Origin of the sequence: Streptomyces sp. NRRL F-5755 (assembly GCF_001279365.1) — a bacterium.
Classification (GTDB): Bacteria; Actinomycetota; Actinomycetes; order Streptomycetales; family Streptomycetaceae; genus Streptomyces; species Streptomyces rimosus.
The window spans coordinates 1-26,070 of the sequence record NZ_LGCW01000029.1; the positions used below are offsets into that span (position 1 = coordinate 1).

General features: G+C 74.5%; 33 protein-coding genes. 20 read left to right on the forward strand and 13 right to left on the reverse strand.

All coding sequences use genetic code 11. The features are described from left to right. Positions 1-762, forward strand: a 762-nt coding sequence (locus ADK86_RS05510; RefSeq protein ID WP_420718826.1) for a TerD family protein, incomplete at its 5' end; no start/stop codon positions are given. A 7-nt stretch (positions 763-769) separates the two neighbouring features. On the opposite strand, the gene ADK86_RS05515 is transcribed toward ADK86_RS05510, so the two are convergent. Continuing rightward, complete coding sequence (locus tag ADK86_RS05515; protein WP_053695567.1) at positions 770-1,924, reverse strand: glycosyltransferase; 1,155 nt, start codon at positions 1,922-1,924, stop codon at positions 770-772. A gap of 117 nt (positions 1,925-2,041) precedes the next feature. Here ADK86_RS05515 and ADK86_RS05520 point away from each other — a divergent pair, with 117 nt between their 5' ends. The 3 genes from ADK86_RS05520 to ADK86_RS05530 all read left to right on the forward strand — a co-directional run bounded on the left by ADK86_RS05520 (position 2,042) and on the right by ADK86_RS05530 (position 4,087). Then, a complete protein-coding gene (locus tag ADK86_RS05520; protein WP_199834360.1) occupies positions 2,042-2,911 on the forward strand; it encodes a glutamate racemase in 870 nt (289 codons plus the stop codon). Continuing rightward, positions 2,908-3,522: a hypothetical protein gene (locus tag ADK86_RS05525; RefSeq protein WP_030598045.1), complete on the forward strand. Its 615-nt coding sequence runs from the start codon at positions 2,908-2,910 to the stop codon at positions 3,520-3,522. Before ADK86_RS05520 ends, ADK86_RS05525 begins: the two co-directional genes overlap by 4 nt. An 85-nt stretch (positions 3,523-3,607) precedes the next feature. Next, entirely contained in the window at positions 3,608-4,087 is a 480-nt protein-coding gene (locus tag ADK86_RS05530; RefSeq protein WP_003987398.1) for an NUDIX hydrolase, read from the forward strand. A gap of 15 nt (positions 4,088-4,102) precedes the next feature. Here ADK86_RS05530 and ADK86_RS05535 read toward each other — a convergent pair whose 3' ends face one another. Both ADK86_RS05535 and ADK86_RS05540 read right to left on the reverse strand, forming a co-directional pair. Further along, positions 4,103-4,687 carry a hypothetical protein gene (locus tag ADK86_RS05535; protein WP_053695568.1) on the reverse strand — a complete coding sequence of 195 codons (585 nt, stop codon included), beginning with the start codon at positions 4,685-4,687 and terminating at the stop codon, positions 4,103-4,105. A gap of 154 nt (positions 4,688-4,841) precedes the next feature. Then, the gene (locus tag ADK86_RS05540) at positions 4,842-5,930 is read right to left on the reverse strand and encodes a hypothetical protein (RefSeq protein ID WP_053695569.1); all 1,089 of its coding nucleotides are present in this window, start codon (positions 5,928-5,930) and stop codon (positions 4,842-4,844) included. A 199-nt stretch (positions 5,931-6,129) separates the two neighbouring features. On the opposite strand from ADK86_RS05540, the gene ADK86_RS05545 reads away from it, so the two are divergent. Beyond that, positions 6,130-6,330: a CsbD family protein gene (locus tag ADK86_RS05545; RefSeq protein WP_053695570.1), complete on the forward strand. Its 201-nt coding sequence runs from the start codon at positions 6,130-6,132 to the stop codon at positions 6,328-6,330. Positions 6,331-6,419: 89 nt separating this feature from the next. Continuing rightward, positions 6,420-6,620, forward strand: a complete 201-nt coding sequence (locus tag ADK86_RS05550) for a hypothetical protein (protein ID WP_159393783.1) — start codon at positions 6,420-6,422, stop codon at positions 6,618-6,620. A gap of 12 nt (positions 6,621-6,632) precedes the next feature. Here ADK86_RS05550 and ADK86_RS05555 read toward each other — a convergent pair whose 3' ends face one another. After that, a complete protein-coding gene (locus ADK86_RS05555; protein WP_053695572.1) occupies positions 6,633-7,457 on the reverse strand; it encodes an SAM-dependent methyltransferase in 825 nt (274 codons plus the stop codon). Between the two features lie 359 nt (positions 7,458-7,816). On the opposite strand from ADK86_RS05555, the gene ADK86_RS05560 reads away from it, so the two are divergent. From ADK86_RS05560 to ADK86_RS05580, 5 genes are all read left to right on the forward strand, one after another. Continuing rightward, entirely contained in the window at positions 7,817-8,398 is a 582-nt protein-coding gene (locus ADK86_RS05560; protein WP_053695573.1) for an RNA polymerase sigma factor, read from the forward strand. A gap of 3 nt (positions 8,399-8,401) precedes the next feature. Then, positions 8,402-9,118 (forward strand): hypothetical protein, encoded by a 717-nt coding sequence (locus ADK86_RS05565; protein WP_053695574.1) that lies wholly within the window; start codon positions 8,402-8,404, stop codon positions 9,116-9,118. Between the two features lie 124 nt (positions 9,119-9,242). Beyond that, entirely contained in the window at positions 9,243-10,460 is a 1,218-nt protein-coding gene (locus ADK86_RS05570; protein ID WP_053695575.1) for an NAD(P)/FAD-dependent oxidoreductase, read from the forward strand. Positions 10,461-10,484: 24 nt separating this feature from the next. Continuing rightward, positions 10,485-11,891 (forward strand): VOC family protein, encoded by a 1,407-nt coding sequence (locus ADK86_RS05575; protein ID WP_053695576.1) that lies wholly within the window; start codon positions 10,485-10,487, stop codon positions 11,889-11,891. Positions 11,892-11,943: 52 nt separating this feature from the next. Beyond that, positions 11,944-13,494: an aldehyde dehydrogenase family protein gene (locus ADK86_RS05580; protein ID WP_107088423.1), complete on the forward strand. Its 1,551-nt coding sequence runs from the start codon at positions 11,944-11,946 to the stop codon at positions 13,492-13,494. An 11-nt stretch (positions 13,495-13,505) separates the two neighbouring features. On the opposite strand, the gene ADK86_RS05585 is transcribed toward ADK86_RS05580, so the two are convergent. From ADK86_RS05585 to ADK86_RS05595, 3 genes are all read right to left on the reverse strand, one after another. Continuing rightward, the gene (locus tag ADK86_RS05585) at positions 13,506-13,859 is read right to left on the reverse strand and encodes an STAS domain-containing protein (protein ID WP_053695577.1); all 354 of its coding nucleotides are present in this window, start codon (positions 13,857-13,859) and stop codon (positions 13,506-13,508) included. A gap of 234 nt (positions 13,860-14,093) precedes the next feature. Next, positions 14,094-14,294: an antitoxin gene (locus ADK86_RS05590; RefSeq protein WP_053695578.1), complete on the reverse strand. Its 201-nt coding sequence runs from the start codon at positions 14,292-14,294 to the stop codon at positions 14,094-14,096. Positions 14,295-14,405: 111 nt separating this feature from the next. Then, positions 14,406-14,921: a DUF5949 family protein gene (locus ADK86_RS05595; protein ID WP_053695579.1), complete on the reverse strand. Its 516-nt coding sequence runs from the start codon at positions 14,919-14,921 to the stop codon at positions 14,406-14,408. A 238-nt stretch (positions 14,922-15,159) separates the two neighbouring features. On the opposite strand from ADK86_RS05595, the gene ADK86_RS05600 reads away from it, so the two are divergent. Further along, positions 15,160-15,600 carry a hypothetical protein gene (locus ADK86_RS05600; protein ID WP_053695580.1) on the forward strand — a complete coding sequence of 147 codons (441 nt, stop codon included), beginning with the start codon at positions 15,160-15,162 and terminating at the stop codon, positions 15,598-15,600. Positions 15,601-15,615: 15 nt separating this feature from the next. Here the strand turns inward: ADK86_RS05600 and ADK86_RS05605 are convergent, their stop codons facing one another. Further along, complete coding sequence (locus ADK86_RS05605) at positions 15,616-16,203, reverse strand: AAA family ATPase (protein WP_199834361.1); 588 nt, start codon at positions 16,201-16,203, stop codon at positions 15,616-15,618. Positions 16,204-16,359: 156 nt separating this feature from the next. Continuing rightward, positions 16,360-17,049 carry a TetR/AcrR family transcriptional regulator C-terminal domain-containing protein gene (locus ADK86_RS05610; protein WP_053695581.1) on the reverse strand — a complete coding sequence of 230 codons (690 nt, stop codon included), beginning with the start codon at positions 17,047-17,049 and terminating at the stop codon, positions 16,360-16,362. A 179-nt stretch (positions 17,050-17,228) separates the two neighbouring features. On the opposite strand from ADK86_RS05610, the gene ADK86_RS05615 reads away from it, so the two are divergent. Then, entirely contained in the window at positions 17,229-18,899 is a 1,671-nt protein-coding gene (locus ADK86_RS05615; protein ID WP_053695582.1) for a CocE/NonD family hydrolase, read from the forward strand. A 25-nt stretch (positions 18,900-18,924) separates the two neighbouring features. Here the strand turns inward: ADK86_RS05615 and ADK86_RS05620 are convergent, their stop codons facing one another. Continuing rightward, positions 18,925-19,311, reverse strand: coding sequence for a nuclear transport factor 2 family protein (locus ADK86_RS05620; RefSeq protein ID WP_053695583.1), 387 nt, complete (start codon positions 19,309-19,311; stop codon positions 18,925-18,927). A gap of 165 nt (positions 19,312-19,476) precedes the next feature. On the opposite strand from ADK86_RS05620, the gene ADK86_RS05625 reads away from it, so the two are divergent. From ADK86_RS05625 to ADK86_RS05655, 7 genes are all read left to right on the forward strand, one after another. Continuing rightward, positions 19,477-19,833, forward strand: a complete 357-nt coding sequence (locus ADK86_RS05625) for an ArsR/SmtB family transcription factor (RefSeq protein ID WP_053695584.1) — start codon at positions 19,477-19,479, stop codon at positions 19,831-19,833. A 125-nt stretch (positions 19,834-19,958) separates the two neighbouring features. Next, positions 19,959-20,174, forward strand: coding sequence for a hypothetical protein (locus ADK86_RS05630; RefSeq protein ID WP_053695585.1), 216 nt, complete (start codon positions 19,959-19,961; stop codon positions 20,172-20,174). After that, complete coding sequence (locus ADK86_RS05635) at positions 20,171-20,659, forward strand: MrpF/PhaF family protein (protein ID WP_053695586.1); 489 nt, start codon at positions 20,171-20,173, stop codon at positions 20,657-20,659. Before ADK86_RS05630 ends, ADK86_RS05635 begins: the two co-directional genes overlap by 4 nt. After that, a complete protein-coding gene (locus tag ADK86_RS05640; RefSeq protein ID WP_053695587.1) occupies positions 20,652-20,957 on the forward strand; it encodes a Na(+)/H(+) antiporter subunit B in 306 nt (101 codons plus the stop codon). The genes ADK86_RS05635 and ADK86_RS05640 overlap by 8 nt, the downstream gene beginning before the upstream one ends. Further along, positions 20,954-21,763 carry an MnhB domain-containing protein gene (locus ADK86_RS05645; RefSeq protein WP_053695588.1) on the forward strand — a complete coding sequence of 270 codons (810 nt, stop codon included), beginning with the start codon at positions 20,954-20,956 and terminating at the stop codon, positions 21,761-21,763. The genes ADK86_RS05640 and ADK86_RS05645 overlap by 4 nt, the downstream gene beginning before the upstream one ends. Further along, complete coding sequence (locus tag ADK86_RS05650; RefSeq protein WP_053695589.1) at positions 21,760-22,107, forward strand: sodium:proton antiporter; 348 nt, start codon at positions 21,760-21,762, stop codon at positions 22,105-22,107. The genes ADK86_RS05645 and ADK86_RS05650 overlap by 4 nt, the downstream gene beginning before the upstream one ends. Positions 22,108-22,139: 32 nt before the next feature. Beyond that, positions 22,140-24,035: a complex I subunit 5 family protein gene (locus ADK86_RS05655; RefSeq protein ID WP_053695592.1), complete on the forward strand. Its 1,896-nt coding sequence runs from the start codon at positions 22,140-22,142 to the stop codon at positions 24,033-24,035. 40 nt (positions 24,036-24,075) lie between these two features. Here ADK86_RS05655 and ADK86_RS05660 read toward each other — a convergent pair whose 3' ends face one another. The 3 genes from ADK86_RS05660 to dhaK all read right to left on the reverse strand — a co-directional run. After that, on the reverse strand, positions 24,076-24,519 hold the full coding sequence (locus tag ADK86_RS05660; protein WP_199834362.1) for a PTS-dependent dihydroxyacetone kinase phosphotransferase subunit DhaM: 444 nt from the start codon (positions 24,517-24,519) through the stop codon (positions 24,076-24,078). Beyond that, positions 24,516-25,097 carry a dihydroxyacetone kinase subunit DhaL gene (gene dhaL / locus ADK86_RS05665; protein ID WP_053695593.1) on the reverse strand — a complete coding sequence of 194 codons (582 nt, stop codon included), beginning with the start codon at positions 25,095-25,097 and terminating at the stop codon, positions 24,516-24,518. The genes ADK86_RS05660 and dhaL overlap by 4 nt, the downstream gene beginning before the upstream one ends. Positions 25,098-25,231: 134 nt before the next feature. Next, a partial coding sequence (gene dhaK / locus ADK86_RS05670) for a dihydroxyacetone kinase subunit DhaK (protein WP_053695594.1) occupies positions 25,232-26,070 on the reverse strand: 839 nt, incomplete at its 5' end.

Below are 26,070 nucleotides of genomic sequence, written 5' to 3' on the forward strand. Positions count from 1 at the left end.
GCCCAGCCCTACGGCGCGTACCCGCCGCCCCCGCCGCCTCCCGCCCAGCCGTACGGCGCGGCACCCGTGCCCGCCCCCGCCCCGCCCGTGAGCCTGTCCAAGGTCACCCTCACCAAGGAGGCGCCCGCCGTCTCCCTGACGAAACAGGGCGGCACCTCCGGAGCGATGCGGGTGAACCTGAACTGGCAGCAGGCGGGCGGGCAGGCCAAGCGCCTCGGCAAGAAGCTGGGCCGCAAGACCATGGAGGCGCTGGGTGCCCGCGGCGCGCTGCTGCCGCAGTCCGGCGACCTGGACCTCGACCTGTGCGCGCTGTACGAACTCACCGACGGCAGCGCGGGCGTCATCCACCCCATCGGCGGCAACTTCGGCTCGCTGCACGCCCCGCCGTACATCCAGCTCGACCAGGACGACCGCACCGGCGCCGTCGCCGCGGGCGAGAACCTGACGATCAACCTGGACCACCAGGCCCGCTTCCGGCGCATCCTGGTCTTCGTGACGGTCTACGCGGGCGCCCGGAGCTTCGAGGGGCTGCACGCCACGGTCACCCTCCAGCCCCAGTACGGCGCCCCCGTCGACTTCTCCCTCGACGAGTGCACCGTGCCGTCCAACGTCTGCGCCCTCGCCCTGATCACCAACACCGGCAGCGAACTGGTCGTGCAGCGCGAGTCCCGCTTCCTGGTGCCCGCGCCCGGCGTCAGCCCGCAGCGCACCGTCGACGAGGCGTACGGCTGGGGGCTGAACTGGTCCCCGGCCAGCAAGTGAGCGTCCCTCAGGACGCGCCCGGCGCCCCGTACGTCCGGCCCTTCCAGGCGGCCCCGCGCCCCCGGTAGTGCTGGACGGCGGAGTCGACCGTCATCAGCAGATAGAGCAGCGCGGTGCCCGGCAGCAGCGGCGCGAGCCACAGCGGCTGCCGGTAGTAGCGCAGCATCGGCAGATACGTACCGGCCATCACCGCCCACGCCGCGCCGCCCAGCGCCGCCACCGTCGCGCTGCCCGCCGCCAGGCCGGCCGCCAGCGCGACGGGCGGCGCCAGGTAGACCAGCGCGAGCCCGGCCACCGTCCCCGCCAGCAGCAGCGGGCTGTGCCGCAGCTGGGCGTACGCGCTGCGCGAGACCATCCGCCACAGCGTGCCCAGCCCCGCGTACGGGCGCACGCTCTCCACCCGGTCGCCCAGCCCCAGCCAGATCCGGCCCCCGGCCCGCCGCACGGCCCTGGCCAGCGTCACGTCGTCGATCACCGCGTGCCGGATGCTGCCGGGCACCCCGGCCCGCTCGGCCACCGCGCGCCGCAGCAGGACGCAGCCGCCCGCCGCCGCGGCGGTCCGCGCCCCCGGCCGGTTGACCCGGCGGAACGGGTACAGCTGCGCGAAGAAGTACACGAAGGCCGGGACGATCAGCCGCTCCCAGAGCGACACCACCCGCAGCCGCGCCATCTGCGACACCAGGTCCAGGTCCGCGGAGTGCGCCGCGGCCACCAACTCCCGGAGGCTGTCCGGCGCGTGGGCGATGTCCGCGTCGGTCAGCAGGACGTACTCCGCGTCGCCGCGCTCCCGTACGAGCGCCATGCCGTGCCGTACCGCCCACAGCTTGCCCGTCCAGCCCGGCTCCGGCTCGCCGGGCGCGGTGACGGCCAGCGGCAGCCCGCCCCGCGCGGCCAGCTCCCGGGCCAGCCCGCCCGTCCCGTCCGTGCTGCCGTCGTCGACGAGGATCACCTCGGCCCGGCCGGGATACTTCTGCGCCAGCAGCGACGGCAGGCTCACCGGCAGCACCTCGGCCTCGTCCCGCGCCGGGACCACGACGGCGACCGGCGGCCAGCGCTCCGGGTCGGCCCGCTCGGGCAGCCGGACATCCGTCCGCCAGAAGAAGCCCTGCGCCAGCGCCAGCCACACCCAGGCCGCCAGGGACCCGGCACCGATCCACTCCATCGCTCCCACGCCCGCAGTCTGCCCCACCGGCACCCGGCGCGGCCGGAACCCGTCGGAGGCGCCGGACGGAACCCGCCGGTATGACAAGTCCGGCGCGGCCCGGCGTAAAGTGTCCGGGTGAAGATCGCGCTCATGGACTCCGGAACCGGCCTGCTCGCGGCGGCCGCCGCGGTACGGCGGCTGCGGCCCGACGCCGACCTGGTCATCTCCTCCGACCCGGACGGCATGCCCTGGGGACCCCGCCCGCCGCACGACATCGCGGCGCACGCGCTCGCCGTCGCGCGCGCCGCGGCCGCGCACCGCCCGGACGCCCTGATCGTCGCCTGCAACACCGCCTCCGTGCACGCGCTGCCCGCCCTGCGCGCCGAGCTGGAGCCCGCACTGCCGGTCATCGGCACCGTCCCGGCCATCAAGCCCGCCGCCGCCACCGGCGGCCCGGTCGCCATCTGGGCCACTCCCGCCACCACCGGCAGCCCCTACCAGCGCGACCTGATCGCGAAGTTCGCCGAAGGCGTCGAGGTCACCGGCGTGCCGTGCCCCGGCCTCGCGGACGCCGTGGAGGGCGCCGACGAGGCGGCCATCGACGCCGCCGTCGCGGCCGCCGCCGCGCACACGCCCCGCGACGTACGGACCGTCGTCCTCGGCTGCACCCACTACGAGCTCGTCGCCGGGCGCATCCGCGCCGCCCTCCAGCAGCCCGGCGCCCCCGCCCTGGTCCTGCTCGGCTCCGCCGAGGCGGTCGCCGCCCAGGCGCTGCGCCGCATCGGCGCGGAACCGGACCCCTCGGCCGAGCCGACCGGCACCGTCACCGTCCTGCTCAGCGGCCGGCCGGGGCGCCTGCCCGAGGCCGCCCTCGCCTACGCCGAGGGACGCCTGCTGTCCGGCCCGGCCCGGCCCGGACCGGCGGGCCCGTGCGCCACTGAGGCCACGGGAGTACGCGCGACACGCTGCCAGGACGGGCAAAGGCGCGTACGCTGCGTGTCATGAGGGACCACCCCCACGAGGGGGCGACAGCCCCCGGCGAGCACGGCGGCCCGGTCGGTGACGGCGGGGGTTCCGGCAGTCACCGGGACCCCGCGGACGTCCCCGAGGTGTGGCACGGCCGCGCGACCAACCGCGTGCAGTGGCTCCTGGCGGGCGCCGGAGCGGCCTGCATGGCGCTCGGCGTCGAGCTGGCGGTCGACAGCGCCTGGACGTCCGGGCTGGCGCCGCTGGTGATGTCGGTGGTCGGCTGCGTCCTCGCCGGTCTGCTGGTGCTCTTCGGCACCCTCGCCTTCGTGCACGTCGCCGTCCGGGTCGACCAGGACTGCCTGGAGGTGCGCTGCGGGCACATGGGACTGCCCCGCCGCCGGATCCCCCTGGACCACGTCGTCGGCGCCGATTTCGCACCCCGCGTCACCCCGCGCCACTGGGGCGGCTGGGGCTACCGCTGGCGCCCCGAGCAGGGCACGGCCGTGGTCGTACGCCGCGGCGAGGCCGTGGTGCTCCGGCTCGGCGACGGCCGCAGCTTCACGGTCACGGTCGACGACGCCGAGAGTGCGGTGCGCTGCATCCGTGGCCGGTGCGACCGCAACCGGAAGCGGGCCGCGGGCCACTGAGCCGCCGCCTCCGTACCGTCTCGCACGCGAGTACGGCGGAGCACGGTCAGCCTGTTCCTCACCCGGTGGTCGTTAGGGTGCGGGTATGGCGACACCCGACTTCATCCGTGACATCCGGGCCGGCATCGGCCACCAGCTCCTGTGGCTGCCGGGCGTGAGCGCCGTGGTCTTCGACGACCGCGGCCGGGTGCTGCTCGGCCGCAGAGTGGACAACGGCATGTGGTCGATCATCGGCGGCATCCCGGAGCCGGGGGAGCAGCCGGCCGAGACCGCGGTGCGCGAGGTCTTCGAGGAGACGGCCGTGCACGTCGTCCCCGAGCGCGTGATCCTCGTCGAGGCCCTTCAGCGGGTGCGCTACCCCAACGGCGACCAGTGCCAGTTCATGGACATCTCGCTGCGCTGCCGCGCGGTCGGCGGCACCGCCGTCGTCAACGACGACGAGTCGCTGGAGGTGGGCTGGTTCGCGCTGGACGCGCTGCCGGAGATGGAGGAGTTCGCGGTGGCGCGGATCAAGATGGCGCTGGACGACGGACCGGCCTGGTTCGCGGGGATCGACCGGGCGTAACGGGGCGGGCAGGCGTCAGACATGGGCCCATGGGAGGCGGATCGAGGTCTGCGACTCCTCGCCGCCGGGCAGCCCGGGTCCCTCCGGCGTCCCGGACTGCCCGGGGTCGTCCGGGGGCGTGGACCCGCCCGCCTCCTCGGTGTGCATCTGCTGCCGGCCGCCGTCCTTGCGGCAGCTGCTCAGCCAGGTGCCGGTGGGCCCGTTCTCGTACTGGCACTCCCAGCCGCGCACCGTCAGCGCCGGCTTGTCCGCGGTGGCCTTGCGGAAGAACTCGCCCATCACGCTGCGGGCCTCCGCGCAGCCCGCGGTCGGCCCGGCGCCGGGGCCGGAGAAGAGCCGCGCGGTCAGGCCCTCGCCCATCGCGTCCGGCAGCGCCCCGCAGTCCAGCGGCTGGCCGGGGACGGCGGAGCCGGACGGACTCGCGCCGCCGCTGGAGCCCGGGTCCCCGGACGGGCTCCCCTCCAGGCTCTTCGTGGGGCCCGCGCCCGGCGCGGAGCCGGAGGCGGCGGAGGACTGGGTGGGATCGTCCGGTCCGCCGCCGGCGCACCCGGCGACGGCGAGGACGAGCAGTGCGGTCGGTACGGCGATGAGCCGGCGCATGTCGAACTCCTTCGGCCGCGGGTCGCGCAGGAGGGGGACACTCCGTCGTACGGACGCTAGGAGCCCCGGGCACGCGCTGCGATCCGGAACGGGCGAACGGGTGAACGGCGGGGCCGCCGCCCGGCCCGTCCGCCCGGGGCCGGGAGCCGGTGGCTCATCCGTAACGTTCGATGTGCATCCGGGCCGTGGTGCCCGCGTAGAAGGACGTGGTGCCGACCGACCAGTAACCGGCCGTGCCGGGTATCCGGGTCAGGTCCGTCATCAGGGCCGTCTCCGGCATCTCGGGTCCGCGCTCGCTCACCCAGGCGGCGCCGTCCCAGCGCAGGTAGTGGGAGCGCTTCTGGTCCCAGAAGTCCCAGCCGGTGATCCGGTCGGGGCGGCCCCGAGCGTCCCCGGCGACCGAGCTGAGCAGGCCGACGGAGTACGGCGCCTTCACCCATGTCCACTCGGTGCCGTTCCAGTGCTCCAGCACGACGCCGGGCGGCTTCCCGGGCGGGCCGCCGATCCCGTAGCCGTATCCGGTGAGCCAGATGTCGTCGTGGGCCACCGGCAGCAGCCCGGAGACGGTCGAGCGGATGCCGGGGTTGTGCGGGAGCACGGTCCAGGTGCCGTCCCAGCGCGCGATGACCTCGCCGTAGACCCACACCTCGCCGCCGGGCGTGACGTGGACGTGTCCGGGGGTGGGCGCCGCCGCGTCCGGCAGCGGGGTGCACCAGCGCCACCGGCGGCCGTCCCAGTGCAGCAGCCCGGCGCGGCCGTCGTGCCGCCCGCTGGCCCACGCCCGGCCGTCGGGCGTGGCCACCACGTCCGTGACGGTGGTCCCGGATCCGCCCTGGCCCGGGTACGGAGTCCGCTGCCAAGTCGTACCGTCCCAGGTCAGCAGCAGGCCGCCCGTGCCGACCGCCCAGGCGGCACGGGCACCGGCCGCGGTGACCGCCGTCAGCGGCCCTGCGGAGGAGAGGGCGCCCAGGTCCGTACGGGACCAGGCGCCGCCGTCCCAGCGCAGTGCGACCGCGTTCCCGTCGCTGCTGCCGCCGAGCCCTTCCACGCCGACGGCCCAGGCGAGGTCGGGCCGGGCGGCGGCCACGCCGTACAGCCGGGCGCCCGGCCGCGCGTCCGGGACCGGGACGGCCGACCAGCCGGGGGCGGCCGTGGGGGAGGCGGCCGCGGGGCGCGCCGTACCGGCCAGGCCGAGGCCCGCGGCGGTGCCCGCCAGGCCGCTGACGAAACTGCGTCTTCGCATGAGTGCCGTCCTTGGGGTCGGGAGGGACAGGAGACGGAACCGGCGGGGGAACACGTTGGCGCCGGGCGCCGGAGAGGTCAATGGCGGCGGTGGGACGGGCGCGCGGAGCCGGGACTACCGGTAGTTCCCTCCGGATGCGCCCGCTGCCCGGCTGCGGCAGCGTGGTGCTGTCCCACCAACCGGACCGAGGGAGCAGGTCATGGGCGACGAGAGCGCCATGGACAAGGTCAAGGGCAAGGCCAAGGAGATGGCGGGCAAGGCCACCGGCGACGACCGGATGAAGGGCGAGGGCAAGACGGACCGCGCCAAGGGCAAGGCCAAGGGCGCGATGGACGAGGCCAAGGAGAACGCCCAGGGGATGCGCGATTCCCTGAAGGGCAAGGGCGACCGGCGGACCTGACCGGGCCGGATCCCCGCCGCACCCCGCCGTCCGCACACCGGTGCGGGCGGCGGGGTGACCCGTGCGCGGGGACTCTCGTTGTGCAGGGCATGATCAAGAAGATTGCCGCCGCGGCCCTGCTGGCGGGCTCGGCCGCCGCCACCGCCCCGGCCACCGCGCAGGCCGTGGAAGTCCCCGAAGCCCTCGCCGCGACCGTCGCGATGACCACGGAACTGGCCTCTGAACTCCCGCACGTCCACGACCTGGAGCCACCGCCCGCGTTCAGGGTCCAGCACGGCAACGCCAGGTAGCCGGGGCGGGCGTCAGGGCTTGCGCGCCACGGCCGCGTAACAGGCGGCCTCGGCGTCCGTCACATGTGTGGCGTCGCCCGGGTCGTCGGGCCGCCACTGGTGCGGCAGGGTGATGCCGGGCCGCCACAGCTCCCAGCCGTCGAAGAACCGCGCGAATTCCGCCTTCGTCCGGTACGTCACCGTCGTGCCCGCCGCCGCGTAGATGTCCGAGATCCGGGCCATCGCCTCGGGGGAGAAGTCGGCCGTGGCGTGGCTCATGGCCAGCGCGCTGCCGCTGGGCAGCGCGGCCTTGAGTTCCTCGACCACTTCGTGCGCCCGGCCCCCCTCCCCGTCGGGCACGAAGTGCATCAGCGCGTTCAGGCTCAGCGCGACCGGGCGGCTCAGGTCCAGGGTCGCCAGGACCTGGGGCGCGGTGATGATGGCGCCCGGGTCGGTGACGTCGGCCTGGAGGTAGGCGGTGCGCCCCTGCGGCGTGCTGCGCAGCAGCGCCGCGGCGTGGGCCAGCACGATCGGGTCGTTGTCCGTGTAGACCACACGGGCGTCCGGCGCGATGCCCTGGGCGATCTCGTGGAGGTTGGGCGGGGTGGGGATGCCCGTACCGATGTCCAGGAACTGGCGCAGCCCGGCGCGCGCGAGATCGCGCGTGGAGCGGTGGGTGAACTCCCGGTTGATCCGGGCGGCGACCAGCGCCGCGGGGAAGACGGCGAGCACGCTGCCCGCGGCGGTGCGGTCGGCGAGGAAGTTGGTCTTGCCGCCGAGCATGTAGTCGTAGATGCGGGCCGAGTGGGCCCGGTCCAGCTGGAGGTCCACCACCGGTTCGCCGTGCTCGTCACCCATCGCCCTCCGCCTCCCTGTGCGGCCGCCGGGCCGCCGCCGGAGCCCTACCCGCCGCGATCCCGGTCATGCTCCGGGGCCCGCCGTACGCCCGGCGTCGCGGTCCCGGCTGACTGGTTCACGTCATCACAGGAACGCCTGCCGCGAGAATTCTCGGGATCGGTGCCACAACGGGGCCGGTTTTCCGGTTCATTGGAAGGGAGGGCTCCTGCCCTCCCGCCGATGCCGGGGGCCTGCCCGGACCCCGGACCGCGGTGAACGGATCGAGGAACTCACGTGAGCACGTACCGGGACAGCCCCCTGCCGTCGCCCGCCGCGGCCCGCTCCCCCGGCCCCCGGCGCCCCGGCGCACAGGTGCGCCCATGACCCGCGACCGGCTGCCGTCCGCGGCCGGCGATCCGCTGCGGCAGGCCGGCCGGCGGCTGGCCGTCGCCTTCGAGGCGTTCCACGAGACGCACTACCGCAAGTGGCTGGCCTACGCCCACCTGCACACCGGCAGCGAGGAGGCAGCCCTGGAGGTCACCTGCGCCGCCTACCGGAGGTTACGGCTGTGCTGGCCGTACGCGCTCAAACAGTCCTCCGTGGACTCCTACGCGTGGGCCGTCCTCAAAGAGACCGTGGTCGACTGGCTGAGCGCGAACGGCCGCGTCACGGCGCTGACGCAGAGCGCCGCCTTCGCCGTCGTCACCCGCGCCCTGCTGCGCGAGTGCCAGCAGCAGTTCGCGCTGCTGGAGAGCCAGCTGGGCCTGTACGAGGCGATATCCCGGCTGCCCGAGCGGCAGTGTGACGTGATCGTGCTGCGCCATGTCGTCGGCTACTCCGACGCCCAGATCGCCTCCCTGCTCGGTGTCGACGAGGCCACCGTCCGCTCCCACGCGAGCCGGGGCAAGCGCAGGCTCGCCGCCGCACTGGGCATCGCCGCGTGCCCCACGAAGGGAAAGTGACCCATGCCGCACACCCGTCAGGCCGGCCCGGACACCGTCGAATCCCTGCTGGCCGCCGCCGCCGACGTGCTCGCCGAGTCCTACGGCTCCTACGACACCGCGGCGGCCCGCGACCGGCTGGCCGGTGACACGTACGAGGAGAGCGGCGCCGCGTACCCGGCCGCGCCCCGGCCCGGCGCCCCGGCGCCCACCGCCTACCCGAGCGCCCACGACGAGGCCACCCACGAACTGGACCTGGCCTGCGCCCTGGTCGTCAACGCCGCCGCGGCGGCGGACAGCCTGGCCCGGCTGGTCAACGACCACCGGATCGACCCCGAGGGAGCCCTGGTCTTCGCCTGCCTGCTGCACATCACCGGGCGCGCCGAGGCCGCCGACTTCTGGTGGCGGTTCGGCGCCGGCGGCGGCAGCCGTACCGCGGCGTACTGCCTGTACCTCTCCCACCGGCGGCACGGCGAGTTCCGCGACGCCGCCTACTGGCGTACGCAGGCCGCCCACGACCCCGACGAGGGACCGCCGCCGCCCGCCGCCCGCGACGGCCGGCCACTGCTGCCGGACGCCGCCCGGCACGCCCTGCTCGTCCAGTGGCACAGCGGCCTCGCGCCCACCCTCCCCGCCGTCCTGGAGAACGTCATCGACCGCCTCACCGTCGCCGACGACGACGAGGACTTCGGGGAGATCCCCCATCCGTCGCCGACGCTCGTGGACGACCTCGGCCAGTGATCCGGCGCCCCGCCGGGGCGGACAGCACATGGACGCGGCGGCCCATGGGCGTCACCATGACCATGACCGTCACCACCAAAACCAGCGGCACCACACGTCCCGTCCCCGGCGGAAGGCGTCTCGCATGGAGCGCAGTACGGCCACGGACCCCGCTACGACCCCCGTTCCCGACCGCGCCGAGGTCGTGATCATCGGCGGTGGCATCATCGGCGCGAGCATCGCGTTCCACCTCGCGGAGGCCGGGGTGCCCGGCGTCCTGCTGCTGGAGCGCGACCGGCCGGCGGCCGGCTCCTCGGGCAAGCCCATCGGTGGCGTCCGCGCCCAGTTCTCCGACCCGCTCAACATCCGGATCGGCCGGCGCAGCCTGGAGGCGTGGCGGGCGTTCGCCACGCGCCCCGGCGCCGACATCGGCTTCGCGGACGTCGGCTACCTCTTCCTCCTCGGCGACGCCACCGAACTCGCCCTGTTCGAGGAGGGCGTGGCGACGCAGAACGCGCTCGGGGTGCCCAGCCGGATCGTCCGCCCGGACGAGGCCGCCGCGCTGTGCCCGTACGTGGACCCGGACCGTATCGTCGCCGCCGCGTACTGCCCCACCGACGGCTACGCGCTCCCGGAGCCGGCCGTACGCGGATATCTGCACGCTGCCGTCCGGCACGGCGCGGCCGTCCGTACGCACTGCCCCGTCACCGCCGTGGACACCTCCGGCAGCGCCCTCGGCGCGGTCCGTACGCCGCACGGCACCGTGCGCACCGGCACGGTGATCTGCTGCGCGGGCGCCTGGTCGCGGGAGGTCGGCGCGATGGCCGGCGTACGGCTGCCCGTCACCCCGCTGCGCCGCCAGATCGCCCTGACCGGGCCGCTCGACCCGCCGCCGCCCCGCATCCCCTTCACCCTCGACTTCGCCTCCACCGCCTACTTCCACAACGACGGCGCGGACGGGCTGCTGCTGGGCCTGTCGGACCCGCGCCAGGAACCCGGCTTCGCCCGGGACTTCAGCCGGGAGTGGCTGGAACCCTTCCGCGCGGCCGTCGCCCGCCGGGCGCCCGCCCTCGCCACCGTCCCGGCCGGCCACGGCTGGGCCGGGCTCTACGAGACCACCCCCGACAACAACGCCCTGATCGGCGAGGCCCCGGACGTGCGCCGCTTCCTGTATGCCACCGGCTTCTCCGGCCACGGCTTCCTCCAGGCACCCGCTGTGGGCGAGCTGGTCCGCGACCTCTACCTGGGCCGGGAACCGTTCCTCGACATCGGCCCGCTGGCGGCGAGCCGGTTCGACGGCCCGGCGGGGGAGGAGGGAGGCACCGGGCACACCGGTGCCCGCCCGGAGGCCCACATCATCTGAACGCCCGTCGCGTCGGGAGGACGCATGATCCCCGCCTGGCGGCTGCGCGCCGCCTTCGCCCGCCGGCTGTCCGGCATGTACGGTGCCGAAGTCCCCGCGTACACCACGCTCCTGGAGGTGGCGGGCGAGGTGAACGACGAGGTGGCGCGCCGCGATCCGGACGCCGGGCGGCTCGGTGCCCTGGCACGGGTCACCGCGGAGCGGCACGGCGCCATCCGCGTCGGCACGCCCCGCGAACTGCGCCAGGCCGCACAGATCTTCGCCGCCCTGGGCATGCGCCCGGTGGGCTTCTACGACCTCCGCGACGCCGCCGGCGCGGTCCCGGTGGTCTCCACCGCCTTCCGGCCCGTGGAACCCGAGGAACTGGCCCGCAACCCCTTCCGCGTCTTCACCTCCCTGCTCACCACCGCCGACCGCCGGTTCTTCGACGCCGGCCTCCAGAGCCGGCTGGAAGCCTTCCTGGACCGCCGCACCCTCTTCCCGCCGGAGCTGCTCACGCTCGCCGAGCGCGCCGAACGCGAGCGGGGCCTCGAACCGGACGAGGCAGAACGCTTCCTCACGCTGGCGGTCGCCGCCTTCGAACTGTCCCCGGAGCCGGTCGACCGCGCCTGGTACACCGAACTCGCCCGGATCTCCGCCGTCGCCGCCGACATCGGCGGCGTCACCAGCACCCACATCAACCACCTCACACCGCGCGTGCTGGACATCGACGCGCTCTACCAGCGGATGGCGGACCGCGGCATCACCATGATCGACGAGATCCAGGGGCCGCCCCGCTGGGACGGGCCCGACGTCCTGCTGCGCCAGACCTCCTTCCGCGCGCTCGACGAAGCCCGCACCTTCCGCGAACCGGACGGCAGCGTCACCACCGGCGCCCTGCGCGTGCGGTTCGGCGAGGTCGAGGCGCGCGGCATCGCGCTCAGCCCCGCGGGCCGCGCCCGTTACGACGCGCTCACCACCGAGACGGACCGGCGGCTCGCCGCGTCCGGGCCCGGCGGCCCCGCCCGGCAGGACGTGGCCCGCGCCCTCTGGGAGGCCGGCTTCCCGCGCTCGGAACACCGGCTGGCCGCCGAAGGGATCGGCTACTTCACGTACGAACCGGCCCCCACGCGCCCGCGCGACAGGAGGCGCCCGCCCGCCGACCTCGCCGGGCTGCTGGCCCAGGGCTGGCTGACCGCCCACCCCATCGTCTACGAGGACTTCCTGCCCCGCTCGGCCGCCGGGATCTTCCGCTCCAACCTGACCGGGCAGGGCACCAGGGACGCCGCGCGCACCGGTACGCCGTACGACGGACACCGGCTCTCCGAAGCCGTCGGGCGCCCCGTGCACGACCCCTTCGAGATCTACGCGGCCCAGCAGGACGCCTCGCTGCGGCACGCACTGGAGGCACTGGGCGCGGACGACGCCCTTCGCACCTTGTGTCCGTCCTGACCACCGCGTACCGCTCCACCCCACCGCCCGCGACCTTAGGAGCCACCCCGCCGTGAGCACCCCCGCCCAGCTCCCCAGCACCGAGGAACTCCGCGATCTGGCCGCCGACCGGCTGCGCCGCTGCGGCGTCGGCACCATCGGGGAGGACACCGTCCCGGAGGGCACCGGCATCACCGCCCGTACGCCGCTCACCGGCGGTGTCCTGTACCGGCTGCCCGCCGCCACCGTCGACGAGGCCGACGCCGCCGTCACCGCCGCCGAAGCGGCGTTCCGCGAATGGCGCACCGTCCCCGCGCCCCGGCGCGGCGCCCTGGTCAAACGGCTCGGCGAGCTCCTGACGGAGCATCAGGACGACCTCGCCGACCTGGTCACCGTCGAGGCCGGCAAGATCAGGTCCGAGGCGCTCGGCGAGGTACGCGAGATGACCGACGTGTGCGACTTCGCGGTCGGCCTGTCCCGGCAGCTCTACGGGCGCACCATGGCCTGCGAACGCCCGGGCCACCGCCTCGCGGAGACCTGGCACCCGCTCGGCGTGGCCGGGGTGCTGACCGCTTTCAACTTCCCCGTCGCCGTCTGGTCCTGGAACACCGCCGTGGCCCTGGTCTGCGGCGACCCGGTCGTCTGGAAGCCCTCCGAGCAGACCCCGCTGACCGCCCTGGCCTGCGACGCCCTGCTGGCCCGCGCGATCGCCGACACGGGCGCCCCGGCCGCGCTGCACCGGCTGCTCCTCGGCGGCCGGGAGATCGGCGCGCTGCTCGCCGACGACCCGCGCGTCGCGCTGCTCAGCGCCACCGGATCGGTCCGGATGGGGCGCGAGGTGGGGCCGCGGGTGGCCGCCCGCTTCGGCCGCTGCCTGCTCGAACTCGGCGGCAACAACGCCGCGGTGGTCACCCCGTCCGCCGACCTCGACCTCACCGTACGCGGCATCGTCTTCTCCGCCGCCGGCACCGCGGGCCAGCGCTGTACGACGCTGCGCCGCCTCATCGTCCACGAGGACATCGCGGACCGCCTGACCGAGAAGATCGCCCATGCCTACGGCCAGCTCCGCGTCGGCAATCCCTTCGACGCCGCCACCCTCGTCGGCCCGCTGATCGGGCCGGGCGCCCACGCCGCCATGGTCAAGGCCCTGGACGCCGCGCGGGCCGACGGCGGCACCGTACTGACCGGCGGCGACCGCCACCTCGCCGACCTGGCGCCGGACGCCGTCTATGTACGCCCGGCGGTCGTACGGATGCCGGCGCAGACCGCGATCGTCCGCGCGGAGACCTTCGCCCCCATCCTGTACGTCCTCACCTACCGCACCTTCGAGGAGGCCCTGGCCCTGCACAACGGTGTACCGCAGGGCCTGTCGTCCAGCATCTTCACCCGCGACCAGCGCGAGGCGGAACGCTTCCTGGCCGCCGACGGCTCCGACTGCGGCATCGCCAACGTCAACATCGGTACCTCGGGTGCGGAGATCGGCGGCGCGTTCGGCGGCGAGAAGGAGACCGGCGGCGGCCGTGAATCCGGCTCGGACGCCTGGCGTTCGTACATGCGGCGGGCGACGAACACCGTGAACTACTCGGACGCGCTGCCGCTGGCGCAGGGGGTGACGTTCGGCTGAGACCGCCCGCGTCAGTTGAGGGTACGCGCGGGCAGCAGCCGGTCGATCACGACGAAGCGCTCGTCGAGCGGCGCCAGGCCCAGCAGACGGCGGACCACGGGCCGCGGGCTCAGCAGCACCAGCCGGCCGCCGCGGTCGTTCACCCGCTCGCGGAGGCGGCACAGCAGGGCCAGGCCGCTGCAGTCCATGAAGGAGACCTGGCACAGATTGACGACGATCGTGCCCGGCCGGGGTGGCAGTGCCTCGCCCATGACGGGCTGCAGGGTCAGTGCCAGCGCAAGGTCCAGCTCGCCGCGCAGTGCCAGCACGAGCTGGTCGCCGACCGTGTAGGTGTGCATTGCCGTGTCGACGGTGCGTTCCGCCATGTCGCCCCCACCGGTGCGCAGGCCGCAGAGCGGCGTCTCGCTGTTGGCACCGGGGACCGGGGTGCGGAAAAACGGTAGCGGGATGCGCCCGAGGAGAATCGATCAGGCAAGCTTGTGTCCCTCGAACGGGTGAAGGCGTGTCCTGGCTCTTGACGAGTGGGCCGGACTATGGCAAGCGGCCCGGGCCGGACGCCCTGACAGGCGGCGTCCGGCCCGGGACGGTGCATGATCAGGTCAGGACTGCGGCGGCTGGTCCTGGTCCCGGCCCTGATCGCTGCCGAGCTGCTGCTTGAGCTTGTCCTGGGCGGTGTCGACCTGGCTGCTGTACTTGCCCTGGGTCTTCTCGTCGAGCATGTCGCCGCCCTTGTCGACGCTCTTGCCGGCCTGCTCCTCGTGGCCCTTCAGCATCTGCTTGAGCTTGTCCATCACGGACATGAGTCGTCCTCCTCGCCACTGTCGCCCCCATGTCTCCAGGGTCACCGCCGACGGACGGATCCGCATCCGGGATGGCGCGCGGCCGTACGGGGAGGGCCGGACGCGGCGGACTCAGGACGCGGCGGTGCCCCGCAGGGTGCGCACGGGGATGAGGCAGTGCGCGGAACTCCTGATCACACCCTCGTCGCCCGCGAAGGCCCGCAGCATGTCCTCGCTGACCGGACCGCCCGGCCGCGCCTCGGGCCACGGGCGGGTGGCGAACATGCCGTACACCTGCTTGCGGTGGTCGGCCGCCGCCAGCCACTCCGGCGGCACCGGGCACTGCGCCGTGAAAACCGGCATGGTCAGCACCGCCTGCCCGGCCTCGACGATCAGCGTCAGCGGCAGGCTGGGCGTGCGGGAGGCGTCCTGGAGCTCGCCGCCGACCAGCAGCCCGGCCTGGCCGAGCATCCTGCCCATGGCCTCCGACCCGGCCTCCGGGCCGTCCTTGCCGTCCCCGAGGGAGTAGGAGAGCAGGAAGGGCACATCGTGACCGTCCTCGGGGTGGGCGCCGCTCCATCCGATCATCATGAGGGTGCCCAGCTGGCTGTTCGCAGGGGTGCCGGTGGTGGTCTGGGATGTGGTCATGGCGGGCACCTTAGTGACCTCCGGGAGCCGTCGTGCGCGGGCTTCACCCGGTCGGACGAGCCTCGCCGGCATCCCAGCCGAACGAGACCGGCCCGGTCACCCGTACGGCGACCGCACCGGCTCCGTACGGCCGGGGAAGCGGCGGCCGGCGGGGCGGCGGGCCGGTTCGCGCGCCGGGCGGGCGGGCACCATGAGGGCAGGACCGGCGGCGGGCCGGGGCGGAGGGGAGCGGGGGCCGGTGGAGCTTTCCGAGGTGGAGTACGACGACCCCGGCGACGCGTCGGGCAAGGAGGCCATGGGCGAGTACGCCCGGGTGGCGTGCGGCCTGACCGGCATGGACCCGCGGTACGGCATTCCGGCGCTGGTCACCATCGCGCGGCGGGAGTCCTCGTACAACCACCCGCGCTGGCGGGTGAACACCACCGACGGCAACGCCTGGGGCCCGGTCATGACGGACGGCCACCCGCGCAACTGCTCGCGCGGCGCGACCCAGTGCATCCCGCCGACCTTCGCCGCGTACCACCTCGACGGCACCGCCCGCACCCCGTACGACGTGGTCGCGTGCATGAGCGCGACCATCGGGTACGTCCGCGACCGCTACGGCGTCAACACCTCCGGCTCGAACTTCGCGGAGCGGGTGCAGCAGGCCGACCCGACGCGGCCGCCGAAGGGGTACTGACGGGCCGTCCACCGCCTAGGCGATGGCGCCTTCCGTCCAGGCACGGGCGAGGATCTCGTCCACGGTCTCGTCGACCGTCTGCTCCGTGGTGTCCAGCCACAGCCCGATCGGCGGGGTGTGCTCGCGCAGCGCGGTGTCCAGGTCGCGCACGCCCCACTCCGGGCCGTAGGCCGTCTTGGACCGCGCCGCCTCCCGCCGCTCGACCGCCGACGCGTCGGGAGCCAGCACGACCACCGCGAGCGGACGGGTCCTGATGTGCTCGGCCATCTCGGTCAGGTGCTCGCCGAGCAGGATGTCCTGCGCGATCACGGTGAACCCGGCCTGCGCGTACTGGTCGGCGCAGGCGGCCGTCAGCCGGTGCCGCAGCCGCAGTTGGCCGAGGGCCTCCTCCCCGGCGTCCGGCGTCATCTCCGCCCGCCCCCGCACGACCATCCGCCGGAACGCGTCCCCGCGCAGATGCACCGACCGCTCCAGCCGCTCCGCGAGTGCCTGCGCCACGGTCGACTTCCCCGCGGCCTGAATACCGGTCAGCACCACGACGCCCGGGCCCGACCACGGTCCCTGAGGGGTGACGGCACCGGTTCCGGTGGTGTGAGCGCTCATGGGTCGGCTGCCTTTCCGGAGGAGGGGCGGTACGGGGCGGGGCCGCGCGGGCCGCCCGCCGGGGCATCGTAGCGTCGGGCGATCATGCCGGGCAGCTGGTTTTCCGTGCCCGCGCGCTCCTGCTGCCCCGCCCGCCCGATACGCCGCCCGTCCGGCTCAGCCCGCCCCCGTAAGGCCGTTGATCATGCGGTCGAGCAGGCGGTCGAAGGTGGCGTCGGGGGAGGTGGCGGCGTCCGGTTCCGTCAGGGCTCGGGCGACGGCCGGGTAGGCGGCCGTGACGGCGGGGGAGCGCAGGTAGCGGGTCTGGGCGTCGTGGAAGGCGCGGCCGGTGGTGTCGGCGGCCTGTTCCTGGGCGAGTTCGTGGGTGACGTGGCTGGCCACGAAACCGGAGAGCAGGCTGAAGACCTCCAGTCCGGCGCTGGCGTCCAGGCCCGCGGGCGCGAGGACGGTGAGTGCGTGCTCCAGGGCGGCGAGGGTGTTCGGGCCGAACGTCTGCCGCGCGGGCAGCGCGGCGGGCAGCCAGGGGTGGCGCCGCATGATTGCGCGCTGCTCGTGGAAGAGGCGGCGCAGGTCCGCGCGCCAGTCGCCGGACGGTTCGGGCAGCCGGTGCGCGCCGCCGACCTCGTCGATCATCAGCTCCAGCAGCGTCTCCTTGTTGGGCACATAGCTGTAGAGCGACATCGTGCCGGCCCCGATCCGGGCCGCGACCGCGCGCATCGTGACGGCGCCGAGCCCTTCGGCGTCGGCGAGGGCGACGGCCGCCGCGGTGATCGCGTCCCGGCTGTGGGCCGGCGGGCGCCCGCGCCGCGGCCGTGCGGCGGGGGCCCACAGTGCTTCGGGATCCACCCCGGCAGCCCGGCCTGATGTGCCTGTACGCGTCACGGAAACCTCTCTTCGCTGTCCGCGTCCATCCAACCATCCGCTATTGTCGTACGACGTACGGGAAATAATCCGGCTGCGCGCCGCCCCGGCCGGAAGCGGCCGGGCCGGGCAACGAGCCGGTCCGCACCAGGAATCGAGGCACCGTGACGACGGCGACCCACCACCCCTCCGCCCCCTCCCCGGCGCAAAAGCCGCCCCTGCGCGTCCGGGCCATACGGCGCACCTGGCGCGGCCTGCCGCCCCGGCAGTACGACGTCCGCTGCGAGCGGGACCTCGTGGTGCCCGCCGCCGACGGCAGCCCGCTGCTGACCGACCATTACTTCCCCCGTGCCGTCGGCGACTTCCCCACGCTGCTGGTCCGCTCCCCGTACGGCCGCGGCATCCCCTGGGCGCCCATGTTCGGCCTGCTCTTCGCGGAACAGGGCTTTCACGTCGTCCTGCAGAGCGCCCGCGGCACCGGCGGGTCCGGCGGGGAGTACGCCCTGTGGCAGCACGAGGCCGCCGACGGGCGGGCGGCCGTCGCGTGGCTGCGCGAACAGCCCTGGTTCACCGGCGCCCTCGGGACGATCGGGCCCAGCGCCCTCGGCTACGCCCAGTGGGCCCTCGCCACCGACCCGCCGCCGGAGCTGCGCGCGATGGTCGTCCAGGTCGGGCTGCACGACATCCACGGGTTCTTCTATCCCTCGGGCCCGTTCGCCCTGGAGAACGCCCTTGTCTCCGCCGTCGGGCGGCTGCACTACGGACGCGGCGCCCTGGCCATGGTGCGGGCCGCGCTGCGCCTGCAACGCCGGCTGCCCCGGATCGCCCGTACGCTGCCGCTCGGCGAGGCGTACGTGCCCGGGCTGGGCGGCCGGGTGCCGTTCCTGGACGAGGCGCTGTCCCGGCCCGACCCGGACGACGCCCACTGGCGGGGCGCGGACGCGGGCGCCGCGGCTGCCCACTCGGCCGTACCGACCAGCCTGATCACCGGCTGGTACGACGTCTGCCTCGACCAGACGCTGGAGCAGTACGACCGGCTGAGCCGCGCCGGCTGCGACACCGCGCTGCTCGTCGGCCCCTGGACGCACAACTCCGCGATGCAGCAGGGCTGGCCCGAGGTCTTCGCCGAAAGTTTGGCCTGGCTGCGGGCCCACCTGTGCGACGACCCGTCCGGCCTGCGCGAGGCGCGGGCCCGCGTGCACGTAAGCGGCCGTCAGGAGTGGCGCGACCTGCCCGACTGGCCACCGGCCGCGACCGGCCGCCGCTGGTACCTGACGGGTGACGGCCTGTTGAGCGACCGGTCTCCCGGGGCCGCTCCGCCGCTGTCCTTCCGCTACGACCCGGCCGACCCGACGCCGTCGGTCGGCGGCCCCTTGCTGTCCCGGACGGCCGGCCCCCGCGACAACGCCGCACTGGAGGCCCGGGACGACGTGCTGACGTTCACCACCCCGCCGCTCACCGAGCCGGCCGAGGTGCTCGGCACGGTCACCGTGGACCTGCGGGTCGGCACCGACACCGGGCACGCCGACGTGTTCGTACGGCTCTGCGACGTGGACGAACGGGGCCGCTCGGTCAACGTCTGCGACGGGATACGGCGCCTGGGTCCCGCCACGGCCGCGGCGGGCCCGGCGGAGGTGACGGTGGAGATGAGCCCCACCGCCCACTCCTTCGCCGCCGGGCACCGCATCCGCCTCCAGGTCAGCGGCGGCGCCCACCCGCGCTTCGCCCGCAACACCGGTACGGGCGAGCCGCCGGCGACGGCCACCCGGCTGGTGCCCACGGAGATCACCGTGCACCACCCGTCGGCGCTGGTCCTGCCGCGGGCGAACCCGTGACGGGCGCTCGGAGGCTCGGGAGACCTCAGACGAAGAAGGCGTTCATGCCGTCCACGTCGGACAGATAGGTCTCGATGGCCGCGATCCTGCCGTCGCGCACCGTGCACACCGTGGACAGGTGCTCGTCCAGCACCACGTCCCCGCGTCGTGCGGTGTTGTGCAGGGACAGCGCCATGTTGCGACGGCTGACGAGGATGTGCAGCAGGGTGAAGTTCACGCCGTACCCGGCGATCTTGCGGGCGCGTTCGACGACCGCGTCGGCACCTTCCGCAGTGCCGGAAATCGCGTTGTCGCCGGGCAGCTCCCAGACCGCGTCCTCGTGCAGGAGGGAGCGGATCGCCTCCCAGTCGGCGGTGACGAGCGCGGCGTGGAACTGCTTGCCGAGGGAGTAGTTGTCCTGGTGGGCGGTCATGGGGACTCCTTCGTGAGAGAGGCCGGGCAGGGCGGTTCGCACGACCTGCCGATGCCTCGGTTCGTCAGTTCGTATGTTCTAGAACAGTAGCAATCAGTGCGGCGGGCCGTGCGGAGGGCCCGGGGACGCGGCCCGGGTGTCGGTGCCTCCGCGTACGCTCGAAGCATGGCCGTACTGAGTCACCCCGACCGCGCCGAACTACGCATCGCGGATGTGCTGGAAGCGTTCGCGCATCCGATCCGGCTGCGCATCGTGCACCGTCTCGCCCACGGAGCCGAGCGCTCCTGCGGCGAACTGCTGCCGGAGGTGTCGAAGTCCACCGCCAGCCACCACTGGCGCGTGCTGCGCGAAAGCGGTGTCCTCCACCAGCGCCGGGAGGGCCGCCGCCTCGTGATGCACCTGCGGCGCGAGGACCTGGAGGCGCGTTTCCCCGGGCTGCTGGACGTGGTGCTGGCCGCCGCCGGTGACGATCCCGAGGTGGCGGCGGCCGGCGGGGCGATGGCCGGGGCCCGCCAGGGGTGACCGGTCCGGCGCTCCGGGGCCGGTGGCTGCACCGTCCGGAGGGCACGTCCGGCGCGGTTCGGCCGGCCGGCCGGTGCTGCATGAGAGCCTGACGGCCGGGTACGGGCGAGGCCGGAGGTGAGTGGATGTCCGGTGCCGTGAAGCCGTCCGGCGCGGCGGCGACCGCCGTCGAACTGGCCGTCTGGTGGGCCGCGCTGACGGGCCTGTGGCTGGTGCTCGTCAGCAGCCTGGACACACTGGAGTACCTGGTCGGCGCGGCAGCCGCGCTGCTCGGCGCGTTCGCCGCACGCGCCGCCCGCAGAGCCGCGGCAGACGATGCCGACCGCGGGCGGCCGCGGTGAACGGCTGGCTGCTCGCCGCCGCCCTCCTGCTCGTCATCGGCTTCGCGCCCACCGTATGGGGCGCGGCGAGCGGTCCCGTGCGGCGCCGGGTGATGGCGCAGAACCTCGCGACACTGGCGGGCTGTCTGGTCCTGCTGCTCCTCGCGCAGGGCTACGCGCGGCCCTCGTACGTCGATCTCGCCCTGGTCCTCGCGGTCCTCGGCCCCGCCGGAACCCTCGTCTACGCCCGGCTGCTCGCCGACGAACTGGCCGAGCGCCCGGCGCGCGACCCGGTCGCACGCGCCCTCGGCCGCGCCATGACACCGCTCGCCGCCATCTCCGTACCGCTCGTGGTGCTGCCGCTGTGCGTCGCGACCGGACCGGGCCGGGCGATGGTCAAGCTCCTGGCGATCGGGGCGCTGCTGGTCGGCGGGAACATCGTCTCCACGCGCGCGCTGTCCGCCCGGCGCGCCACCGGGCAGGAGGGCGGTGCGGCCAATGGCTGACGTGCTGATCGTGCTGGCCCTCGCGCTCGTCGCGGCCTCCTCGACCGCCGCCGTACTGGCCCGCGACCCGGTCCGGCAATCGACCGTACTGGCCCTGCTCGGCCTCAGCCTCGCCCTCCTCTTCGCCGTCCTCCAGGCACCGGACGTGGCCCTGTCCCAGCTCGCGGCCGGCTCCGCCCTCACCCCGCTGATGCTGCTGCTCTCCGTACGGAAAGTACGGCGCAAGGGCCGGGAGGGCGGCAGCCACCGCAACACCGGGAACCGGCCCGGAAGCACGGACCGGGAGGGGCGCCGATGAGCAGGCGCGCCCGGCTGTGGGTGCTGGCCGTCGGCGGCCTGGGCCTGGCCGTCCTGCTGTTCGCGGCGAGCCTGGAACTGCCCGGCTTCGGCGGCGACCGGCACCCGTACGGCGCCCGGGCCGTCGAGGCCGCCCTCGCCCGGCACACCTCCAACGTCGTCGCGGCGGTCAACTTCGACCAGCGGGCCTTCGACACCCTGGGCGAGGAATCGATCCTGTTCTGCGCGGCGCTGGGCACCGTCGTCCTGCTCCGCCAGACCAGCGACGAGCGCCGCGTACGGCCCGAACCCGCGCGCGTCGCCCCGCCCGTACGCCGCTACGCGCTCGTCGCGCTCCCGGTGACCCTGCTCATCGGCCTGTACGTCATCGCCCACGGCCAGCTCAGCCCCGGCGGCGGCTTCCAGGGCGGAGTGGTCGTCGCGACGGCCCTGCACCTGCTCTACATCGCCGTCGACTACCGCGCGCTGGAACGCATCCGACCCGTCGGCCTGTACGCGATGGCGGACGCGGCGGGGGAGGCCGCCTACCTGCTGCTGGGCGCCGCCGGCCTGATCGCCGGAACCGCCTACCTGGCCAACGTCCTCCCGTACGGCACCTTCAACACCCTCGCCTCCGGCGGCACCGTGCCGCTGCTCAACGCCGCCGTCGGGGTGGAGGTCGCCAGCGGTGTCGTCGTGCTGCTGGCCTCCTTCCTCGACCAGGCGGTGGAAATCGTCGATGGGGAGGGAGGCGACGGGGGCGGGGCCGACCCGGACGACCCCGGCATCCCCGACCACCACACCCCGCCCGAGGAGAAGCCGACATGAGCGTGCTGCCCTACCTCGTCGCCGGCTGGATCTTCCTGATCGGCTGTTACGGGCTGGCCACCAGCCGCAACCTCATCCACGCCGTCGGCTGCCTCGCCGTCTGCCAGGCGTCCACGTACGTGCTGTTGCTCGCCGTCGGCTACCGCGACGGCGGCACCGCACCGGTCTACTCCGACCTGCGACCCGGCACCCGGCCGGTCGTCGACCCCGTCGTGCAGGCCCTGACCCTCACCGACGTGGTGGTGGGCGCCACGGTCACCGCCCTGCTGCTGGCGCTCGTCGTCCAGGTCGGCAAACGGCACGGAACCGTCGACCCGGACGAACTCTCGGAGCTGCGCGGGTGACGGCGGCGGACACCCTCACCACCGCCGCGGGCATGACCCTCACCCCGGCCGCCACCCTGCCGCTGATCGTGGCCACCCCGCTGCTCGGTGCCGCGTTCCTGGTGGCGGCGGGCCGCCGGATGCCGCGCCGGGCCGCCGAGATCGCGGGCACCGTCTTCGCGGCGGGCACCGCCGTCCTCGCCTTCTCCGTCCTGCTGCGCGGGGCATCGGCGGGCGGGCCGGGCCACCGCGCCGTCGAATGGCTGGGCGGCTGGCACCCGCACGGCGGCGCGGGCGTCGGCATCGTCCTGGTCGGCGACCGGATCGGCGTCGGCCTGGCCGCCGTCACCTCGCTCCTGGTCGTCGCCGTCCTCGCGTACGCCTGGCGCTACTTCGACGAACCGCCGCACCGCCAGGCAGGCACCTTCCCCGCCCTCGTCCTGATCTTCCAGGCGGCCATGTGCGGCTTCGCGCTCACCGGCGACCTCTTCAACGCGTTCGTCTTCTTCGAGCTGATGGGCGTCGTCGCGTACGCGCTCACCGGCTACCGCGTCGAAGGGGCGCGCGCCGTGCAGGGCGCGCTCACCTTCGGCGTCGTCAACTCCCTCGGCGGCTACGCCACCCTGCTCGGCGTCGGCCTGCTGTACGGGCGCACCGGCGAACTCGGCTTCGCCCAGATCGGCGCCCGTCTGGCCACCCACGGCGCGTCCTCCGCCGGCCCGCCCACCGGACCCTCCACCGGCCTCGCCGAGGGCCCCGACCTCCTCGTCCTCACCGCCTTCGTCCTCGTCCTGACCGGCCTGCTCGTCAAGGCCGCCGTGGTCCCCTTCCACTTCTGGCTCCCGGACGCGCACGCCGTCGCGCCCACCCCCGTGTGCATGCTGCTGTCCGGCGTCATGGTCGAACTGGGCGTGTACGGAACGGCCCGCGTCTACTGGACCGTCTTCGCGGGCCCCGGCGGCATCCCCACCGCCGACGCGCACCGCACACTGCTCGCCCTCGGCACGCTCACCGCCGTCGTCGGCGCGCTGATGTGCTGGCAGCAGCGCCACCTCAAACGGCTGCTGGCGTTCTCCACCGTCGCGCACACCGGCCTGTTCCTGATCGGGCTGGCGACCATGACACCGGACGGCGCGGGCGGCACGGCCCTGTACATCCTCGGACACGCGGGCGTGAAGGCCGCGCTCTTCGCCGCCACGGGCATCCTCCTGGACCGCTTCCGCAGCGTCGACGAACGCGAACTGCACGGGCGCGGCAGAGAACTGCCCCTGGTCGGCGTGGTCTGCGCGACGGGCGGACTGGCGCTGGCCGGGCTGCCGCCGTTCGGTACGGGCCTGGGCAAGGCGGTCACCGAGGAGGCGGCCGGAGGCTGGCCCGCCGCCGTGTTCGTGATCGTCTCGGCGGTCACCGGGGGAGCGGTGCTGCGCGCCGTGGCACGGGTCTTCCTGGGCCTGGGCGTACGGCCGGAGGCGGCCGACGAGGCGGCGAGCCGCGCGGACGAGACCAGCGGCAAGGACGAACAGCCGGAAACCGCCGGCCGGCTGAGCCGCATCCCGGACACCATGCTGGCCGTGCCGGTCGCACTGCTGGCGGGCGCGCTGGCCGTGGGCGTGGTCCCGGGCCTGCACGCCGCGGTCGGCCGCGCCGCGGACGCCTTCCTGGACCGGGCCGGCTACGCCGCCGCGGTCCTGCACACCCCGTCGGCCGTACCCGTACCGACGCCCGGCCCGCACTGGACCGCGGCAGGCGTGGCACTCGGCCTGCTGTCCGCCGCCCTCGCCTGCGGCCTGGCCTGGTGGGCCGTACGCCGCCCCCACGGCCCGGCCGAACCCGCCCGCTGGGCGGCGCCGGTGCGCCGACTGCACTCCGGACACATCGGGGACTACGTCGCGTGGGTGCTGGCGGGGGTGGTGCTGGTGGCGGGGCTGGTGGTGCCAGGACTGTGGTGAGCGGACGCCCCGCCATCACCAGCCCCATCACCCCCTTCCCTCACTCCTTCCGATAGGAGTACGCCTCTCCGGCGGCCGCCGCCACCGCGTCCAGATCGGCGCCGGTCGAAGCGGTGACCACGGCCGCCACCGCGCCCTCGACGAACGGCGCGTCCACCAGCCGTGTGCCCTCGGGCAGTTCATCGCCCTCGGCGAGCAGGGCCTTGACGGTCAGTACGGCGCTGCCCAGGTCGACCAGGACGGCGACGCCCGCACCGCCGTCCACCTTCCGCGCCGCTTCCGTGATCAGCTCCGCGCTGGTCCCGAGACCACCGTCCGGTGTGCCGCCCGCGCCCACCACCGGCGCCTTGACGTCACCGCCCGCCAGGCCGACGGCCAGCCGCGCCACCGACTCGGCCACCGGCCCGCTGTGCGACACCAGCACGATGCCCACATATCCCTCGTGCCCCTCGTGCCCCTCGTACGAAGTTTCCGCGCCGCTCACCGCGCCGCCCCCTCGCCCGCCGTCTCCGCCAGCGCCGAGAACAGCAGGGCCGACGAGGCCGCCCCCGGGTCCTGATGACCGATGCTGCGCTCGCCCAGATAGCTCGCCCGGCCCTTGCGGGCCTGGAGCGGAACAGTGGCCTCCGCCCCCTGTACGGCGGCCTCGGCAGCGGCCCGGAAGGACGTGGCCAGCGCCTCGACGGCCGGATCGAGCGCGTCGAGCATCGTCGCGTCACCGGGCGCCGAACCGCCCAGCTGGGCAACCGCGTCCACCCCGGCGCGCAGCGCCGCGCGCAGCTCGTCGGCGGTGACCCGGCCCGCGTCGCCGAGCTGCTTGCCCGTACGCCGCAGCAGCGTCCCGTACAGCGGCCCGGACGCGCCGCCCACGGTGGAGATCAGCTGCCGCCCCGCCGTCGTCAGTACGGCACCCGGCGTCCCCGGCGGCTCCGCTTCGAGCACCTTGACGACGGCCGCGAAGCCGCGCTGGAGGTTGCTGCCGTGGTCGGCGTCGCCGATGGCCGAGTCGAGATCGGTGAGTCGGGCCGCTTCCCGGTCGACGGAGGCGGCGACCGCCGACATCCACCGCAGAAAGAACCCGGCATCCAGTGCCGTTTCGGACACGAACTGCTCCTCTGGTCGTACGTGTGCGGGTGCTACGTGTACGAGAGAACGTCCCCGCCATGCTGCGCGTGAATCTTCGGCGACGGCCCCGGTCAGCACCCCCAACGCAGCGCGGGCGTCCGTACCGGCGCGTCCCACAGCCGCAGCAGCTCCTCGTCCACCTGGCACAGCGTCACCGAGCAGCCCGCCATGTCGAGCGAGGTGACGTAGTTGCCGACCAGCGTACGAGCGACCGGCACGCCCCGCTCGCCGAGCACCCGGTGCACCTCGGCACCGAACCCGTACAGCTCCAGCAGCGGAGTGCCACCCATCCCGTTGACCAGCAGCAGCACCGGATGCCGGGGCCGCAGGTCCGCCAGCACCGCGTCCACCGCGTAGTCCGCGATCTCACCGGCGGTCATCATCGGCCGCCGCTCGCGCCCCGGCTCCCCGTGGATGCCCACCCCCAGCTCCAGTTCACCGGCAGGCAGGTCGAACATCGGGCCGCCCTTCGCCGGAGTCGTACACGAACTGAGCGCCACACCGAAGCTCCGCGACGACTCCACGACCTGGCGCGCCAGCCCCGCCACCCGGTCCAGCGGCGCCCCCTCGGCGGCCGCCGCGCCCGCGATCTTCTCCACGAAGAGCGTGCCCCCGGTCCCGCGGCGCCCGGCGGTGTGCAGCGAGTCTGTCACGGCGACATCGTCGTCCACGACCACCGTCGCGACCTGCACTCCCTCGTCCTCCGCCAGCTCCGCGGCCATCTGGAAGTTCAGCACGTCACCGGTGTAGTTCTTGACGACGAGCAGCACCCCCGCACCACTGTCCACAGCCGAGGCCGCCCGCACCATCTGATCAGGCACCGGCGAGGTGAACACCTCCCCAGGGCAAGCCGCATCCAACATCCCCGCCCCCACAAACCCCCCATGCAACGGCTCATGCCCACTACCAC

What these genes read in the sequence shown, in the direction of transcription:
- ADK86_RS05540 (WP_053695569.1), bottom strand. Translation starts at nt 5,930, where the DNA reads ATGCGAAGACGCAGTTTCGTCAGCGGCCTGGCGGGCACCGCCGCGGGC.
- ADK86_RS05640 (WP_053695587.1), top strand. Translation starts at nt 20,652, where the DNA reads ATGGCTGACGTGCTGATCGTGCTGGCCCTCGCGCTCGTCGCGGCCTCC.
- ADK86_RS05515 (WP_053695567.1), bottom strand. Translation starts at nt 1,924, where the DNA reads ATGGAGTGGATCGGTGCCGGGTCCCTGGCGGCCTGGGTGTGGCTGGCG.
- ADK86_RS05595 (WP_053695579.1), bottom strand. Translation starts at nt 14,921, where the DNA reads ATGACCACATCCCAGACCACCACCGGCACCCCTGCGAACAGCCAGCTG.
- ADK86_RS05605 (WP_199834361.1), bottom strand. Translation starts at nt 16,203, where the DNA reads ATGAGCGCTCACACCACCGGAACCGGTGCCGTCACCCCTCAGGGACCG.
- ADK86_RS05590 (WP_053695578.1), bottom strand. Translation starts at nt 14,294, where the DNA reads ATGTCCGTGATGGACAAGCTCAAGCAGATGCTGAAGGGCCACGAGGAG.
- ADK86_RS05535 (WP_053695568.1), bottom strand. Translation starts at nt 4,687, where the DNA reads ATGCGCCGGCTCATCGCCGTACCGACCGCACTGCTCGTCCTCGCCGTC.
- ADK86_RS05565 (WP_053695574.1), top strand. Translation starts at nt 8,402, where the DNA reads ATGCCGCACACCCGTCAGGCCGGCCCGGACACCGTCGAATCCCTGCTG.
- dhaL (WP_053695593.1), bottom strand. Translation starts at nt 25,097, where the DNA reads ATGTCGGCGGTCGCCGCCTCCGTCGACCGGGAAGCGGCCCGACTCACC.
- ADK86_RS05655 (WP_053695592.1), top strand. Translation starts at nt 22,140, where the DNA reads ATGACCCTCACCCCGGCCGCCACCCTGCCGCTGATCGTGGCCACCCCG.
- ADK86_RS05650 (WP_053695589.1), top strand. Translation starts at nt 21,760, where the DNA reads ATGAGCGTGCTGCCCTACCTCGTCGCCGGCTGGATCTTCCTGATCGGC.
- ADK86_RS05645 (WP_053695588.1), top strand. Translation starts at nt 20,954, where the DNA reads ATGAGCAGGCGCGCCCGGCTGTGGGTGCTGGCCGTCGGCGGCCTGGGC.
- ADK86_RS05585 (WP_053695577.1), bottom strand. Translation starts at nt 13,859, where the DNA reads ATGGCGGAACGCACCGTCGACACGGCAATGCACACCTACACGGTCGGC.
- ADK86_RS05530 (WP_003987398.1), top strand. Translation starts at nt 3,608, where the DNA reads ATGGCGACACCCGACTTCATCCGTGACATCCGGGCCGGCATCGGCCAC.
- ADK86_RS05525 (WP_030598045.1), top strand. Translation starts at nt 2,908, where the DNA reads ATGAGGGACCACCCCCACGAGGGGGCGACAGCCCCCGGCGAGCACGGC.
- ADK86_RS05620 (WP_053695583.1), bottom strand. Translation starts at nt 19,311, where the DNA reads ATGACCGCCCACCAGGACAACTACTCCCTCGGCAAGCAGTTCCACGCC.
- ADK86_RS05555 (WP_053695572.1), bottom strand. Translation starts at nt 7,457, where the DNA reads ATGGGTGACGAGCACGGCGAACCGGTGGTGGACCTCCAGCTGGACCGG.
- ADK86_RS05570 (WP_053695575.1), top strand. Translation starts at nt 9,243, where the DNA reads ATGGAGCGCAGTACGGCCACGGACCCCGCTACGACCCCCGTTCCCGAC.
- ADK86_RS05560 (WP_053695573.1), top strand. Translation starts at nt 7,817, where the DNA reads ATGACCCGCGACCGGCTGCCGTCCGCGGCCGGCGATCCGCTGCGGCAG.
- ADK86_RS05550 (WP_159393783.1), top strand. Translation starts at nt 6,420, where the DNA reads ATGATCAAGAAGATTGCCGCCGCGGCCCTGCTGGCGGGCTCGGCCGCC.
- ADK86_RS05545 (WP_053695570.1), top strand. Translation starts at nt 6,130, where the DNA reads ATGGGCGACGAGAGCGCCATGGACAAGGTCAAGGGCAAGGCCAAGGAG.
- ADK86_RS05630 (WP_053695585.1), top strand. Translation starts at nt 19,959, where the DNA reads ATGTCCGGTGCCGTGAAGCCGTCCGGCGCGGCGGCGACCGCCGTCGAA.
- ADK86_RS05625 (WP_053695584.1), top strand. Translation starts at nt 19,477, where the DNA reads ATGGCCGTACTGAGTCACCCCGACCGCGCCGAACTACGCATCGCGGAT.
- ADK86_RS05575 (WP_053695576.1), top strand. Translation starts at nt 10,485, where the DNA reads ATGATCCCCGCCTGGCGGCTGCGCGCCGCCTTCGCCCGCCGGCTGTCC.